Here is a 17655-nt window from a genome sequence, read left to right as displayed (position 1 = left end):
TTTCCCCATAATATCCTTTTTACTTATTCATAACTAAGTTTATTCTGATTAACTTATAAATAACATTTGCTCAATTATTTACTTTTAATAATTTTTATATATAATTATATTTAGAATATGAATATATTCCCTGTAAAACTTACTAATGCTGCGTGACGTTTTACTATTAACATATTAAATTTAGATTTTTGAAAGGTATGGTATTATGAAATCAAAGAGAATAAACCAGATAGAGGAATATGTATTAAATAAAAATACTGTAACCTTAGATACCTTAACTGATGTTTTTAATGTATCCAAAAACACTATACGTAGAGACATACAGGAACTAATTAAAAGAGGGAACATAAAAAAAGTATATGGGGGTGTTGCATCAAATTCTAAACTATTAGCGCCATTTAATGAAAATCAAATAAAAAATACCTACACTAAGGGTTTAATAGCAAAAGCTGCTTCACGTTTCGTTAAAGATGGAGATATAATATTTATAGATTCAGGTACAACAACTTTAAATATGGGAGATTTTTTAAAGGATAAAAATAACCTTACTATAGTAACAAATAATCTAAACTTTATCATAAACTGCTTAAAATATACTAACTTGAACATAATTTCAACTGGAGGAACATTAAATCGAGAAACAAATTCTTTTTCAGGAATAGATTCTTTAAACCTGCTTAAAAATTATAATATAAATAAAGCTTTTATGAATGCCACAGGAATATCCTTAACTAATGGGGTTACAAATTCTTCTCCACTTGAAAGTGAAATTAAAAAAATTGCAGTAAAAAAAAGCAGTGAGGTATTTATACTTGCAGATTATTCAAAATTTGATATTTGTTCTCTAGTAACTTACTGTAATTTAGATGATATAGATTACTTAATAACAGATAAATTTCCACCTGAAGCGTATAACCAATTAATTGAAAAAAGTTCTATAGAATTAATTGTCTCAGAACAATTATGAAGATAAAGGAGATATAGACATGAATAAAAATTACTTAGAAAATTATTCAAAAATAGTTGTAAAATCAGGCCTTAATATACAAGACAATCAAATATTAGTTATAAATTCACCAATAGAATGTGCTGAATTTACCAGATTAATTTCTGAAGCTGCCTACAAAGAAGGTGCACGAGATGTAATAATAAATTGGAGTGATGAACTTTCAACAAAGATTAAATATTTAAATGGAAAAGACGAAATTTTTGATGAGTTTCCAAATTGGAGAAAAGAATTATATACATCCTATTCTAAATCCGGAGCTGCATTCTTAAGTATTTATGCCCAAGATCCAGAACTTATGAAAGATGTAAATCCAAAAAGATTAATGCGAGCAAGCAAAACCCAAAATATTGCACTTTCTGAATATAGAGAAAGGATTATGACAGATAAAAATTCCTGGTGTGTTGTATCAGCTCCAACTAAATCCTGGGCAAAAAAAGTTTTTGAAGACCTTTCAGAAGAAAAAGCAGTTGAAAAACTGTGGGATACTATCTTTAAGACTGTAGGGGCAGATAAACCAAATCCTATAAATGCATGGGATACCCATAAAGCAAATCTTAAAAAAAGTATGGATTTTCTCAATAAAAATAAATTTAAATATCTCATGTACAAAAATTCACTAGGTACTGATTTAAAAATTGAACTTTCAAAAGATCATATATGGCTTGGTGGTTCATCATCTACACCTGAAGGTGTAGAATTCATGGCAAATATACCTACAGAAGAAGTGTATACTTTCCCATTAAAATGGGGTGTAAACGGAAAAGTTGTAAGTTCAAAACCTTTAAATTACAATGGAAATCTTATAGAAAATTTCTCTTTAACCTTTAAGGATGGGAAAATTATAAGCTTTACCTGTGAAAAAGGTTATGAAACATTAAAAAATCTTATTGAAACAGATGAAGGTTCTCATTACCTTGGTGAAGTTGCATTAGTACCTTTTAATTCACCTATTTCCAATTCAAATATATTATTTTACAACACACTTTTCGATGAGAATGCATCCTGTCATTTAGCTATAGGTGAAGGTTACCCTACCTGCTTAGAAAATAGTGAAAATATGAATAAAGAAGATTTAAAAAATGCAGGTATAAATTCTTCTCTAGAGCACGTTGACTTTATGGTTGGAACAGAGGATCTAAATATAACCGGAGTTACAGAAGATGGAAGAGAAATTCCCGTATTTATAAATGGTAATTTTGCATATTAGACAGTTATTTTTTGAAGTGATTTTAACTTTAGCTGCCAAACTTTATCATGATATTTTTGTGTATGAGTTCAATCATTATTTTGAAACATCAGATATGAATTTTATAGTTTAAAAATAATCGTATACGCAGAAATATTTTTACAATAAACAATCACATTTAAATGTTTTGCATATAAGGCTTAGTGAAAAATTCGTAAAAATCTTAAATTTTTTGAATTGTTTGAGGTACGAGTTTTCAAAAGTTCTTAGATTTTTTAAAATTTTTCACTTAGGCTTATCAAAATATTTAACCGGGCTTGTGTTTGTAAAATATTCGGAGTATACGGTTATTTTTGCTTAGGAACTCTATATAAAGTTTGTGTATATCTACTGTTTAACTATTACAGCAGTTCCATGTAAATCGCATATTGGAACTACAAATACATTTTCTTCTCTGCAAAACTGTTGTACCGCCTCTCTTACTCCAGAAAATTGAGTGTTATTATAGTCATGTATGATCATATATCCTCCTACACTCATACGGGGATAAAAAAACTTTAATCCCTCATATATTGGCTGATACAAATCTGCATCTAAGCTAACCACTGCAAAATTTACGTCTATTCCATGTGCAGTATCAGGGAAGTATCCATTCTTAAATATAGCCTGTTCTTTATAAGGCAGCCTACTGGATACCATGTCAATACTGGTATCATTAAATTTCCCAATTTCACTACGGGAAAATTCATTTTTCTTTTCAATTTCTATATCGCGCTCGTCAAATCCCTCAAAAGTATCAAATAAATATATATTTCTCTTTGGAAATAGAGCGTTTATTTCAGCTGCAAATTTGCCTTTATATACTCCTAATTCTGCTACATCCCCTTGAATATTTCTTTGCTCTACTTCTCTAGCAATTAACTTTAAAACTGCAAGACGAATATCTAACTGCTGTCGATATTCAGTAATACTAATAATACTGCATTTGAGTGCTAATGCTTCAATTTGTAACTTTACTTCCTTGCAAGCATCTTTGTTTAGAATTGCTATATAAACATAGTCTGGCTCTATATCTAAAAGCTGCTGCTCATTAATAACAGGTATATTTCCAATCTTAGTCCCTTGCATTTTTTTATTATTGTCACAATACGCCACAACTTTCATATCTGGACTTAAGAGATTTTTCATCATTTGTCCGCCTTGTCCTACACCCCAAATTACAACCTTTTTCATTGCCATACCTTCTTTTACAAGTCATTTTTAATTTATTACTAGTATTATGCCTTTTAACAATGCAGTTTATCTAATACCTTTTCAATAAATACACCTATAAGTTCTGGATCAAACTGAGTGCCTGCATTAAGCTTTAGTTCCCCTATAGCAACTTCTTCTGGCAAAGCACTTCGATAACTTCTTTCGCTGGTCATAGCATCATAAGAATCTGCTATAGCTATAATCCTCGATTGAAGTGGTATTTCTTTTTCCTTTAGACCCTTTGGATATCCCTTTCCATCCCACCTTTCATGATGAGCCAATACATAGTATGCCATTTCTGACATATCATCTACTGTATTAAGTATTCTATATCCTATTTCTGGATGCCTTTTTATTTCCTGCCATTCTTCATCTGTAAGTTTTCCAGGCTTATTCAGTAGATGTTCCTCTATAGCTACTTTTCCTATGTCATGAAGCAATCCAACAGTTTTTAATTCCCTAATTTCGTGTTCAAGTAAACCGAGAGCCTCACCCATATCCTCGCATAATATTGAAACTCTATGAGAATGTTCTTCTTCTCTTTTATTTTTTTCATGAAGTGCAGTAATTATAGCACTTATGGTTTTTCCTATCATATTTGGCCCTTCAAAAAGCTTTTTTTTGTACATGTAATCTTCAGCTTTTTTGAAAGTTTCTTGAATTTTTACTTCTCTACTTTTCTTAGTTTCATAGCCAAAGGAAATAGATATGTCAATAGCACCTATCTTTTCTTTTGCTGCTATGGATTTAATACGTTTAAGAATTTGTTCTGTTTGAAAAGCATCTGTTTTAGGTAATAAGATTACAAATTCATCCCCTCCCCATCTAGCAACAATGTCTTCTTTTCGGCATCCCTTTTTTATGACTTCTGTCACCTTTTTAAGGAGTTTATCTCCCATAACATGTCCAAGAGAATCATTCACAAGTTTTAAGCCATTTACATCTCCCATAACAATTGTAAGTGGTAAACTTCTTTCCACATCTAGTCTATTTAATTCTGCTTCAAAAAACCTTCTATTATATAACCCTGTTAATTGATCACGGTAACTCAAATATTCCAATTTAAGTTCCATTTCCTTTCTATCTCTAATATCCCTCCATAAGGAATGAAAAACTTTCTTTCCATTAAGAAAAATAGTTGTTAACATAACCTCTACTGGTAATACATTTCCATCGGCCTTCTTATACCACCATTCAAATTTACATTTTCCTTTTTCTATAGTATTTTTACGCATTCTAATAACTTTTTCTCTAGTTATTTCTCCATCTGGCTGTTTTTCAGGATAAAACTCAAGTGGATCCTTGCCCAATATAAATGTCTTTGAATCATATCCTAATGCTTTAATCATGGCTAGATTACAATCAACTATCTTTCCGTCTGAAATTATAAATATAGCATCCGATGAGTTTTCAAAGAGGTTTCTAAAAGTGGCTTCACTTAATTTCAATTCCATTTCGTTTCGTCTTTCATCAGTAACATTTCTCGATATAGCAAGTATTTCTTTTTCATTATTTTTTACCATTCTAATTTCAAAGTGATGTTCCTTATTATGAATCCACACCTTATATTCAAAGCTATCCAATATTCCTTCTTTAAGCACTACCTGCATTTTTTCATAGAGTTTTTCTGACATCGTTTTAGGAAAAATTTCTAAAATATTCTTTCCTATAAAATCTTTTTTTGGCATAAGCACATATTTTTCATCACTTGACATACAATCTATCAGATACCCTTTATCATTAACAACAAATAATGCATCGGGTAATGCCTTAATAATAGCCCTGTTTTTTTCTTCACTTTTACTTAATTTCTTTTCACTTTTACTAACTTTATCATATTGCATTCTTAGTTCTTTCTTCGAATTAACCAATTGTTTCACATATATTTTAAGTTCATCATTAAGTAACAATAATTCTTTATAACTTTCATTAAGTTTCTTTTCCATTAAATCAACTTTTTTTAAAAAGTTACTTATTAATAAATATAAAACAAATGAAGTTACAGCAACATATAGATATCCCTTGTATGTACTCATAGCTAAGAACATATTATCGTTGCTGGCAAATTTAATTGCAATTCTATCAGAAAAGTAAACCCAAGGTAAACTAATCCCTAAAAATATTAAACATATCCTTATACTTTCGTATTTCCACGGCTTATTGTTTTTATTGAAAATTGAGTAGATTTTTTTTCTTATTGATACAAGCATACTATACCCCCATCTGTAATATAATTCTACAATTCCGCTCAATTTATTGACATTAAAACATTATTAGCTTTATATTTTAATATAAAGTGATTCTTAGGTTCAGATGGAGTTTGCTTATAAGGATGGCTTTTCTCCAGCTGAACCTTATTAACAGTATTCTTAGTGTCTTTAGCACTTAGAATACGTTATCCTTTAGGGGAAGAACTTATCCAGGTGCGTAGCAGTGCTTATCCCCCACCTTGATGGAATATGGGGATGTTAGCAATGGTAGCAATCGGATAAATATGATACATTCTTATATACTGCTTATTTTGATAAAATACAACAAAAATTATTTAACTACATTATATCAAAAAATCAAAAAAGGTGATAACTTTTTTAATTATCACCTTTTCAATTAATTCATCTTATGTTAATCATATAGATTATTATTTAATCAAACATATTCCTAAAATCGTATAGTATTATACTAATAATAACAAACAACTGGAGTACCTTTATCAATATTTTGGTATATTGTACTTGCCAAATAATATGGTGAGTTTACACAACCATGTGAACCATCTGACATATATATACTTCCACCAAATGAACTTCTCCAACTTGCATCGTGAATTCCAATACCTCCATTAAACGGCATCCAATAATCAACTGGTGAACTGTATCCTTCACCTTTTAATGTGGCATGTCTTTCTTTATATTTCACCCAATAAACGCCTTCTGGTGTTGGATGTCCCTGACTTACATTACCTGTAACAACATCCCCTTGTACTACTAGCGAACCATTTTTATAAAACCATAAATGTTGATCGCTCAAATCTACTTCTACATAGGTATTTCCTATATCATTAGCTCCACGAGATGCCGCAGTTTGACTATATGCTGGTTCTTTTTTTACAGTTCCACCTTGTTTAATGTAGGTGATCAAATTTTCTGTTTCCTTAGAAGAATCAATGTCCCAACCATAATCACCGCCGCCAACACTTATTGTTCTTCCTGAAGTTGTAACAAAACTTCTTGTCTTTCCAATTGTATCGTAAGTTTTTGAAAGCTCAAGCATATACTTTTTTATTTTATCTTTGTCAAATTCAACTTCGAAATTATCATTAACTGTAAGCCAATTATTTATCTTAGAACCATCTACCGTTTCCTTTTTATCTCCAAACGTATAGATAATTTTAGAAGATACATATTTATTAAGAAGATCCCTAATTTGGGTAGTCTTTGGTGATTTTACAGTATACTTTGGATTTACATAACAATTCGTTGCTTCTAAATCCAACGTAGTTTCACCTTTAGATATTGCCTTTACTACATTATTATATAATGCAGTTTTATCTACTTTACTTCCATATACTTCACTTACAATATTATAACCTTTATCTGAGTATTTGAAGCTAGGATTTTTAGGTTCAATTACATTTTTACTATCAAGACAAGAGAGTTTATCTATTTTATCTTCCAATAGCTTATTATCATATGAAACTGCAGCTGTCATTTTAGTATTATTTGTATCTAAGAATGCTATAATCCATTTATAATTACCTTGCTTATCCTTAAGTTTCCTAAATTCATTATCTGAATTATACTTTAACTTAATGTCAGATCCACTAATTTGTTCGCTTTTACTACCTCGCTCTTTTAAATTTAACTTATATGATTTTATCTGAGATGTCAATTCCGTATTTAATTGCTCAGCAGTTTTGCCTGAAACATTCACACCATTAATTTCAGATCCAAAATAAAAATGCTTTGTGAAGTACGCTGCCATCCCAAAATATATAATAAGTAAAATGCAAATAGAAATGATAGTACCTTTGATAATTTTATTACGCTTATTTTTTCCCTCCTTCTCATTTTCCTTTTCTGCATCATTTTCCATAATACCCATCCCTTCTATAATTACAATAAAAATTTAAAAATTAAGGCTTTATAGTCTTTAATATTAATTAACTTATATAGATAAAGGCTACATTATATTTTGTGTAATAAAACTGATAATTAAAACAATTATTACTTGATAAAACTGAAAAAATAAATAAACTAAAAGAACGGATATTAACTATTTATTCAGCTCAAAATCATATAGCACCTTCTAACATTATAGTTAATTCAAATAAAAAGTTATATTATCATGTACACATTTTAATTATAATACACAATAAAAATATATCACCTTTTAGTACCCAAAACAACAACCACCTGCAAGTCATTAAGTATCACTTAATACTTACAGGCAGCTTGTATGGTAGGGGTGACGAATTGTCTTTAAAATCCGCCACTTAAGTATGTATCAAAATTATTAATACACATCATTTCTACAACACATCTCAGGAAAAGTTCTCTTCTTTATTTTACATTATTCCAATTTTTGTGTCTACCTTTTATTTAAAAGCAATATCCTAAGCATAACACTGTAATTTTACAGCATTATGCTTAGGTTTACAAATCTATTTATTTAACAAATTATGCAATTTTTATTGATGACATACTGATTAAAATAATTATTTGCTAGATTCATCAATTATATCAAATTTATCCGATAACTACTTGCTCTAATACTCCTAGGAGTAAAGAGCATCTACGTCTCTGGATAACGATTTCTAAGCATCATATGGAGTTAAAACTCCATATGATTCCAAGAACTCTGTTTATTTTTCACCTAAGTACTCCTCCAGCACTATATTCTTGCCATATATTTCCTTTGCTACTTTTACTCCAACATAACGAATATGCCAGGACTCATAACTATAACCTGTTATAGACTCTTTTTCTTTTGGGTATCTCATAATAAATCCGAATCTATAGGCATTAGCCTTTAACCACTTTCCCTCTCTTGTTTGTCCAAAATCTACTGTTAACATGCCTTTGAAACCAGCTTCATTTGTAACATCTATGGCAAGACCTGTTTGATGTTCACTTGTACCAGGATATGCTACATATTCATCAGCTTGCTTTTTGCCTACCCTTCGAACTCTCTCATCATATACTTGTTTTTGTGACTTATAAGATCTATAGGCTGATACTCCATATAAATTTATACCTTTTTTATGAGCATACTTGAATAAATTCTCCAATTCACTTGATGCTCCACCTTGCATCATCTTTTCTTCATGAGATGCATTTGGTGAAAATTCCACATTAGGAATTGTTAAATTCTCAGGTATATAACTTGATGATAGAGGATGATTTTTATTTGCTAAAATTAAAAATTCATTTGAATTTTGATTATTTGAGTACACATGATCACTTTTAGCTTGATTTAAATTGCATACTGAGTAAATTATTACTGCAACTATCAACAATAGTGGTACTATAACTAACTTTTTCAATTTATATGCCTCCACAACTTTTGATTATTTTGTTAACTCTACTATGTAAGACACATCTTATACCAAAAAGGTTCAATTAAAAATGCTATAATTAATTTAAAAATTGATTTTTATCATCCTATTAAAAAATATTATAAGCATAATACTAAACTACTTCAGTATTATGCTTATTCTTATCAAGTGATTCTTAGGTTCAGATGGAGTTTGTTTCTAAGGATGATTTTCTCCATCTGAACTTTATTAACGGTATTCTTAGTGCCTTTAGTACTCAATCATCTTGTTTATTTAATAGAATCTGCAATTTTTATTAATTCAGTTTTCCCAAATGCTCCTCTACCTGATAAACTATAAAGTACCCCATTATTCTCCCAGTCCATGTTTCTGTTATCAAACAATATTGCGTCTTTTCCATTAACTTTTACTTTTTCCATTTTTCCATCTGTTCCATCTTCATACTTAGTTTTTTTACTAGCAAATCTTTGATTCATGGAAATATATTTTCCTGTTTTTGCATTAGTAAAATATAAATCAATATATTCTTTACTTACGCTTCCATCATTATCTTTATAAAATTCTGCTCTATCAAATTTATAACCTTCTGGCAAATAGGAAGGCAGCTTAACATCAAAACAAGTATATTTATTTAAACTGCTAGGATTTTTAACTATTAACATATTGTTCTGAATTTTTTCATCTTCAGCTTTTGCCTCACTTACTGTTACTATCTTTCCATTTAAAATTGTAGCAATTTCTTCACCTGATTTTGTATATAATTTTCCAGTATTTTTTGTAACTACTGTTACAGGATTTTTATTTTTATCAAAGATTTTGCCTTTTAAATCAGTTGGAATTACCACTTGTGAAGGTTCTTGTATTTGTTCTGCTGTTATATGACCAAGAGATATTCTATTTATTACTTTTTCTGCTAAACCTTTAGCAAAAGAAGTCTGGGTAAACACACCACCTACTACTAAAAATACTGCTGCTGCAGCAACTGTCTTTTTTATTCTATTTGATTTTTTCATAATATTATCTCCTTTATGCTCATTTATATTTTTTAATGTTTTATTAAAAACAGCTTCTTTATTACTATTTTCACTAAAATCTTTATTTGCTAAAGTTTTACCGATCTCTAAAAGTTTATTGAATTCTTCGCTGTTTGATTCATCAACATTTTGTATACCATTAAGATAAGCATCCATATTCACAGAAAATTTATCCTCAATATTTTTTTTGTTCATATCTATACCTCTCTTTCCAATTCTTTTTTTAACTTTTTCATTGTCCTATAAAGTATTACCCCCACATTACTTTCTGTAATACCAATAATTTCTGCAATTTCTTTATTTTTTAAATTTGCTCCAAATTTAAATGCTATAATATTTCGTTCTTTTGTATTTAAAATATTTAGTGCTTTTAAAAGTTCATCATTAGTCTCTGATTTTACAAATACATCTTCCGGATTCTTTTCCGTGGATATTACCTTTTGCAATTTATCCATAGAAAACACTTTATGCTTTTTTAATTTTCTAAAATAATCATTTATCACGTTTCTTGCTATAGCAAAAAGCCATACTTCAAAAGGAGATTTATCTTCACTATACGTGTTGATTTTAATCATTGCTTTTTCAAATATCTCACTTGCCAAGTCTTCTGCTTCTTCATTACAATTAATCCGGTAATATATATAGTTGTAAATTCTCTTATAGTAGGTTTCAAAAATATAAGTAAAATCTTTATCTCTAGATTTTTTTTCATCTAAAGCATTAATTAATGTAGTTTGTTCCATATATTTTAAAACCACCCCTTTCTCTGATTTTTTTACCTAGCTAAGTAATTCATCATATGTTAATACGTATAAACCCTAATTTCATTACACAAATTTAAAAAAATTTCTAAAACAACTTGTAATGTATAAGTTGTCTACGAAAAAAAAGCAAGCTCTTTCGAACTTACTTCTTTTATATATTATATATTTTAACTATTTTTGTGGATTTTCAACTTTTCCCATAAATACTATTACCCCGGTGTTACAATCTCTTATTGCAAAAACAAAAGGTCTATCAATAGTAAAATCAACATTCTTGTATTCTGGCGGCATTGATGATCCAGTCATTTCTAAAGCAGTTACTGCTGCTGCTGCTGTTCCCTTTTCATCTACATTGATAGAAGTTTTATGTGTAATTTTACTTATAAATAGCGGCTTTTGCTGCGAAATTCCACTAAAATCAGCTTTATTTACATCAAAAGCTGTAACTATACCTAACTTCTTAAGTATATCAACCATGTTGTCTTCTTCATATTCCAGCTTGAATTTAGGTATTTTCATGGTAACTCTTGCATCATAGAAGTCATTCATCCATTTGTCCATATTGCTTTTACTAAAGCTTGATACAAAATTATTTATATCTACTCCCTTATCCGGTAAAAACAAATCCATTTCTAACCCATCATAGTATGGAATTTTCACAGCTGCAAAATTATCTTCTTTTAAATAACTACTTACACGTGTATCTTCCATATTATCTACTTTTATTTTTTGGCCGCTAGATAAATTAAATTCTTCTGGTTTTGTATTATCTTTAGGGAATTCATCTAACCAGGTTCCTTTAAAGTTTACAGAATTGATCAAAATTGCCACATCGTCTGCATTAATATTATCTATTATCTTTTTTACTTGTCCATCTGTACTTTTATCTACCCAATTATTGATAATATCTACTGAATTATTATCTTTGAAGTCTAACGTGCTTACTTCTGAATTATAATATTTTCGTGAAGTATCAGCAAATTGCTTATTTAAAATTGTGTCTTTATCAACCCATATGGAATCCGCTGTTTTTAGCTTTGTTGATTTCAAATTATTGTAATAATCCAATAAACTATAGTATTGTTCATTTATAGTTTTATCATCTGCATTACTTAATCCTATAGACTTTAATATTTCATTTTTTGTATCTCCTGCCGCTCCATTTTGTGTCTCAGCTAATATGGTTCCTATGCTTAAGGGCGATATTATTATATTTTTATCCTTGTCCTTACTTGTCAATTGATTCATTAAATCAAATGCAAACTTATTATTTGATACACTTACTAAACTATCTTTACCTATATCTATTGTTTTAATGCCATTAATTGTAAATTTCATAGTAATTGGCTGCTTCAGGTTACTTGCAGATGAATCTGTTTTAGTACAAAATTTCAAGTCTTTAGAAACATTCAAATAATAGGTTTCTCCTGTCTTATATCCATCCTCAGGAGGATATATTAAAATACTGTTACCATAGTTTGCTTCATCCATTCTCACATTAATTATCTTACCCGTTGAATCTGTTACAGTAATAGCCTTGTCCAAAGATGGCCAATCAACTAACAAACCCTGCTTAAAAGTTAATTTCCACACTTTTTCTGTACTAACATCCTTTTGTTCTGTCCATTGTTTTATATTTTCCGCTGCATCACTAGCTTTTACCTTTTGCATATAATATCCAGAACCTGCGGTTGCAAGTATAATTGAAATTAAAACCGGTATAAACACTTTTGATTTAACCACATAAATTCCCCCCAATTAAAAACGGATAAACCTTATATAAATAATGTTAAATTACACCTACTATTATATCACTTCTAATTATACTATCATCTAATTATCTGATACTTTTAATTGTCACATAAATTCTTTATACTAAGTACCTACTACATTTGATAATTTATAATAAGTATAATTTTGCAAATCGATGAAGAATCCTTACGCTGGCTCATTTCATAGTTGTTAAATATAGTAAAACCATTTTCATTTTTAAAGTTCTCTTTTTTAATCCCCCTTTTATTTTTTAGAACTCTATTATTTAAGAGACATCATATACAAAAAAGGTTCAGAATTTTTGCTGTTCCCTAGATTCATCGAGAATACTAATTACATTTGCAATAAATTTCCCTTTATCATATTTTCCCCATACAGATATTTTTGTACCAGAGGATAACTTACTTATATTCTCAGTAGGGATTTTACTGTAGGTAACAGTTAAACTATATCCTTTTAAAAATTTTTTCTTTAAAACACCTTTTTCCAAATAAACCTTAGTAGATTTACTTAACATTACTTGAACATTATCTTCATTAGCATTTTTAGTATCATTAGAACTTACTGCAGTACTTTCGTTCTTATTATTTCTAATAATTTTGTTTACAGTAATTAGATCACTTCTACCATTCACCAATTTTCCAAATATATCAGCCTTACCTTTTGGAACATTTTCTCCACCAATAACTTGTTCATGCAATTTACTAATTCCTAGGTATGTCCCAAATTGATCTACAGCAACAATACCTCCACCAATAAAGAATATAAAAGTCATTATTATTATGCTCACATAAAAAATATTTCTTTTTGGTATCAGCTTATTAATGTATTTATATAAAATACATCCTATAATTCCTCCAATAGTATTCAAAATAACATCATCAATATCACTACTTCCAGCACCTAAAATATACTGAGAAATTTCAAAAAATAAGCTAAAACAGGCTGTAGATATTAATACATTTCTAAACTTTGAATATTTTTCATTTAAAGAAGGTATAAAATAACCAAATGGTATAAATATTATTATATTGCCAAAAGTATTAGATATAGCACTCATATATCCCATTTTTCTACTATTAACAAGATCTTGAATAACTGTTTTAAACGGAATTAAATTAATTGACCTCATTTTTCCATAACTTCCACTGAATAATTGACTTATTGAAAGATATCTAAATATTAAAATTTTAAACAAAGCAGCAATATATGCTATAAATAAAATCCATATTACAGCCTTTAATAACCTAGTTTTATCAAATTTAATCTTCATCTTTCTTCTCCTTTTATTTTAAAATATGAACTTTTGTTTTTCTTAAATACTTTTTAGTACAGCATCCTTCAACATATAAGACACATGTTGCCCCCAAAAGGTTCAATTTACAAATTTTTTAGTTAAGCTAAATACTCAATTCAAAAGGGTTAGTTTAATATGTATTAAACTAACCCTTTTGAACTATGTTTATCTATGAAATTCTATTTTTTCTTACTTATACTCTTAAATTTTTTTAAATCTTTTAAACACTAATGTATTAAACATATTTACTTTTCCTGTTTTAAACCAAAATACTTTCTTCCCCACAATAAAGCTACATTAACAAGTCCAATCATAACAGGTACTTCAATTAGTGGCCCTATAACAGCAGTAAAAGCTTCCTGAGACTGAATGCCAAAAACTGCTACTGCTACTGCAATTGCCAGCTCAAAATTATTACTTGCAGCTGTAAATGACAAACTAACTGTTTTATGATAGTCTATTTTTGACTTATAACTTATAAAGAAAGATGCAGAGAACATAATTATAAAATATATAATCAAAGGAACAGCAATTCTTACAACATCCATTGGGAGCTCAATAATGTATTTTCCTTTAAACATAAACATTATAACTATAGTAAATAATAATGCTATTAGTGCTAAAGGACTTATCATAGGTACAAAAGTTTTAGTGTACCATTCTGTCCCTTTCTTAGGCTCCAAAAGTAACCTTGTAAGCATACCTCCAATAAAGGGAATGCCTAAATAAATTGCTACAGAAGAAGCCACCTCACCCATAGATACATGAACCTGCATACCTTGTAGGCCTATTGCCTTTGGCAGCACAGTAATAAATATATAAGCAAATATAGAATAAAATACTACCTGAAATATAGAGTTAAATGCAACTAGCGCTGCTGCATATTCGCTGTCACCATCTGCAAGACTGTTCCATACAATTACCATAGCAATACATCTTGCAAGTCCTATGAGAATTAACCCTACCATAAAATGCGGATAATTTCTAAGAAATATAACTGCTAAAGTAAACATTAAAATAGGTCCTATAATCCAGTTTTGAACTAATGAAAGAGTTAACACTTTTGGATTACGAAAAACCTTTCCAAGTTCCTTATAGTTAACTTTAGCAAGTGGTGGATACATCATAACTATAAGGCCTATAGCTATGGGAATAGATGTTGTTCCAACTGATAAATTTGACAGTGTACTAGATAAACCAGGCAAAGCCCAACCTAAAAATATTCCCAGAGCCATTGCTATAAAAATCCACAATGTTAAATAACGATCAAGCAATGATAATCTTGATGATTGATTACTCATAATAGTTCCTCCTAAATTTCCCCAATTATTAATACCCTTTAATATCTCATTGAGAATGTATATATCTTTATCAAACTTAGTCTTTATTTAATCAGATCTAATAACTTATCACCTTTTACTTCTTCTGGTTTCCATTCGATAACTGCAAAATTTCCTTTAGAAATTTCACTTACTTTATTTATCCAGGATATCTCACTGTTTGCTTTTACCTTAAGGATATTGTTCGTAGTATTAGTAGCAAACAAACTTGAATTTATAATCCACCACTTACTACTAATTCCTGCTCTCTTTAAATCCCTCTCTAATCTCACAGCTTCATATACAGGTGTAGCTTCAGCTAAAGTTACAATAATAACCTCTGTTTCATCGGCATTTCTAAGCTTTGGTAAAAGTTTTTTAACTGACTTTGGTATGTCACCTTGTGATCTTTTTATTTCTCTATTATAGTTTTGCGTAGAATCCAGTAATAGTAATGTATGACCTGTTGGTGCAGTGTCAATAACTACTATTTCTTCTTCAGATTTTTCAACTATTTCTGCAAAAGCTCTAAATACAGCTATTTCCTGAGTGCATGGAGACCTTAAATCCTCTTCTACATAAGCTATATCTTCTTCACCCATAGTTTCTCTAGCTTTACTCAAAACTTCTTCTTTATACTTTTCTAGTTCCTTCTTTTCATCAACATGACTTAAAGTGATACCAAAGCTATCATCTAAGACAAATTTTAGATGTGCTGCTGGATCTGTAGTAGTTAAATGTACCTTTTTACCTTTTCTGGCAATTCCTAAAGCAATAGCTGCTGCTACAGTAGTTTTACCAACACCGCCTTTTCCCATTGCGAAAATTACTTTTTTATCCCTATTGTATAAATCATCAATAACATCCTTTAATTTAGATATCTTTTTATCATTTAAAGTTTCATTACTATATTCAATATTATCTTCCTTTAAAAAAGCTCTTACATTTTTAAGTCCTGTTACATTATAAGGTCTTAGTGGAATCTCATAAGTCTCTAGTTTTTTTAGATATTCTGATATATACTTTAAAGAACTTTGCTGCTTTTCATAAATTGCATTTGAAAGATCGTCATCATGGTTTTTTAGAACTCCATTTATAATCAATGTCTGATTATTTATTCCTATATCCCGTAATTCCTTAGATGCTCTTTCTGCTTCCTTTAAAGGTGTATTTTGAGGCCTCGATACAAGTATAAGGGTAGTTTTTTTCCCATCTGCTAAAGTTTTTACAGCATTTTTATATACTTCCTTTTTGCTTTCAAGTCCTGCTAATTGTCCAAGACAAGATGCTCCATGGGTGTTTTCACTTATAAAATTGCTCCAGGCTGACGGCAACTGCAGCATTCGCAGTGTATGACCTGTTGGTGCAGTATCAAATATAATGTGATCAAATTGTTTTTGTATTTTTTCATCAGTTATAAAATTAGAAAATTCATTAAAAGCTGCAATTTCTACAGTACAAGAACCTGATAGCTGCTCTTCCATATTTTTTATTACTGTATCTGGAAGCTTCCCTCTATAGGGTGAAATAACACTTTCTCTATATTCTTTAGCAGCATCTTCTGGATTAAAATTTGATACTACTAAATTTGGTACTTCCTTAATAACAGTTCCCTTATTATTTAATTCTGTGTTAAATACATCTTGCAGATTTGAAGCTGGATCTGTGCTTACAAGCATGATTTTTTTACCTTGATCTGCTAAGTTAACTGCAACTGCACATGCTGCTGACGTCTTTCCCACGCCGCCTTTCCCTGTAAAAAATATATATTTGGTTAAATGTATATAATTCAACTCAAAAGCCCTTATCACGGGTTAATCCCTTCCTTCTTTCTAGCAGCCTTTATGGTTACAGCCACAACTTTTAGTAGGTTTTTTTATTGTTACATTAGATATTTCTTTCTTAGACAGTCCTGACCATTCCGCAAATTCCTCATTTGTTGGATATTCCTTAATTTTTTTAACTTCGCCATCAACAAGGGTTATTGGAAGTATATCAGCACCCTTTGAGTTTAAATATTCATTGATTTTCTTGTTGTCTATAAATGCCTGCGGCTCACTTGAAAGATTATGCCTTACTACATTAGCACCTTTTTTAACCATGTTATTTATAACTGCAGCAACTCTTAAAAGTTCTTTATTTATACTTGGTCCACAAACACCTGTTGAGCAGCACATAGCTGGATCAAAAATCTCTATCTTACTCATTTATATCACTCCTCGTATAATAAGTTTATAGCCAAGAAAATTTGGTTGTAAACTTATCTTTTTTATAGTATAGAGATAGGAGACATCTTTGAGGGATTCTTCCTCATCCTATTTCCATCTATACAATTAACATTTATATATTCAATAAAGGTTATCCTATGGTATGATATCAGCAGAGTCTGATGTCCCAAGGCACTGCTTTCACTCCTTTCAGCCAACGCTTGTTGTGTCTGCTTTTTAAGCTTTCAGCCTGGCTCA

The 17655-nt window shown here is 29.7% G+C and carries 13 protein-coding genes; 2 read left to right on the top strand and 11 right to left on the bottom strand.

Annotated features, from left to right (window positions below; genetic code table 11):
- Positions 1 to 205: 205 nt before the first annotated feature.
- Entirely contained in the window at positions 206 to 967 is a 762-nt protein-coding gene (locus tag CLCOS_RS06075; protein WP_063601273.1) for a DeoR/GlpR family DNA-binding transcription regulator, read from the top strand.
- Positions 968 to 986: 19 nt separating this feature from the next.
- Positions 987 to 2216, top strand: a complete 1230-nt coding sequence (locus tag CLCOS_RS06070; RefSeq protein WP_063601272.1) for an aminopeptidase — start codon at positions 987 to 989, stop codon at positions 2214 to 2216.
- Between the two features lie 366 nt (positions 2217 to 2582).
- Here CLCOS_RS06070 and CLCOS_RS06065 read toward each other — a convergent pair whose 3' ends face one another.
- The 11 genes from CLCOS_RS06065 to arsD form a co-directional block, all read right to left on the bottom strand.
- Complete coding sequence (locus tag CLCOS_RS06065) at positions 2583 to 3428, bottom strand: TylF/MycF/NovP-related O-methyltransferase (RefSeq protein ID WP_063601271.1); 846 nt, start codon at positions 3426 to 3428, stop codon at positions 2583 to 2585.
- A gap of 53 nt (positions 3429 to 3481) precedes the next feature.
- Positions 3482 to 5659 carry an HD domain-containing phosphohydrolase gene (locus CLCOS_RS06060; protein WP_063601270.1) on the bottom strand — a complete coding sequence of 726 codons (2178 nt, stop codon included), beginning with the start codon at positions 5657 to 5659 and terminating at the stop codon, positions 3482 to 3484.
- 469 nt (positions 5660 to 6128) lie between these two features.
- Positions 6129 to 7541 carry a L,D-transpeptidase family protein gene (locus tag CLCOS_RS06055; RefSeq protein WP_153042911.1) on the bottom strand — a complete coding sequence of 471 codons (1413 nt, stop codon included), beginning with the start codon at positions 7539 to 7541 and terminating at the stop codon, positions 6129 to 6131.
- Positions 7542 to 8310: 769 nt separating this feature from the next.
- Entirely contained in the window at positions 8311 to 8991 is a 681-nt protein-coding gene (locus CLCOS_RS06050; RefSeq protein ID WP_063601268.1) for a M15 family metallopeptidase, read from the bottom strand.
- A 281-nt stretch (positions 8992 to 9272) separates the two neighbouring features.
- On the bottom strand, positions 9273 to 10232 hold the full coding sequence (locus tag CLCOS_RS06045) for a DUF4367 domain-containing protein (protein ID WP_063601267.1): 960 nt from the start codon (positions 10230 to 10232) through the stop codon (positions 9273 to 9275).
- Positions 10233 to 10234: 2 nt separating this feature from the next.
- A complete protein-coding gene (locus CLCOS_RS06040; protein WP_063601266.1) occupies positions 10235 to 10780 on the bottom strand; it encodes an ECF subfamily RNA polymerase sigma factor, BldN family in 546 nt (181 codons plus the stop codon).
- Positions 10781 to 10972: 192 nt separating this feature from the next.
- On the bottom strand, positions 10973 to 12544 hold the full coding sequence (locus CLCOS_RS06035) for a serpin family protein (RefSeq protein ID WP_063601265.1): 1572 nt from the start codon (positions 12542 to 12544) through the stop codon (positions 10973 to 10975).
- A 322-nt stretch (positions 12545 to 12866) separates the two neighbouring features.
- Complete coding sequence (locus CLCOS_RS06030) at positions 12867 to 13847, bottom strand: VanZ family protein (RefSeq protein ID WP_063601264.1); 981 nt, start codon at positions 13845 to 13847, stop codon at positions 12867 to 12869.
- Positions 13848 to 14116: 269 nt separating this feature from the next.
- Entirely contained in the window at positions 14117 to 15172 is a 1056-nt protein-coding gene (arsB, locus tag CLCOS_RS06025) for an ACR3 family arsenite efflux transporter (RefSeq protein WP_063601263.1), read from the bottom strand.
- 83 nt (positions 15173 to 15255) lie between these two features.
- The gene (gene arsA / locus CLCOS_RS06020) at positions 15256 to 17001 is read right to left on the bottom strand and encodes an arsenical pump-driving ATPase (protein ID WP_063601262.1); all 1746 of its coding nucleotides are present in this window, start codon (positions 16999 to 17001) and stop codon (positions 15256 to 15258) included.
- A gap of 21 nt (positions 17002 to 17022) precedes the next feature.
- Complete coding sequence (arsD, locus tag CLCOS_RS06015; RefSeq protein ID WP_063601261.1) at positions 17023 to 17397, bottom strand: arsenite efflux transporter metallochaperone ArsD; 375 nt, start codon at positions 17395 to 17397, stop codon at positions 17023 to 17025.
- Positions 17398 to 17655 lie beyond the last annotated feature (258 nt).

The sequence above is a fragment of the Clostridium coskatii genome (assembly GCF_001675205.1).
GTDB lineage: Bacteria > Bacillota > Clostridia > Clostridiales > Clostridiaceae > Clostridium_B > Clostridium_B ljungdahlii.
Note: the sequence above shows the minus strand (reverse complement) of the source record. Positions and strands in the feature narration are given on the sequence as shown.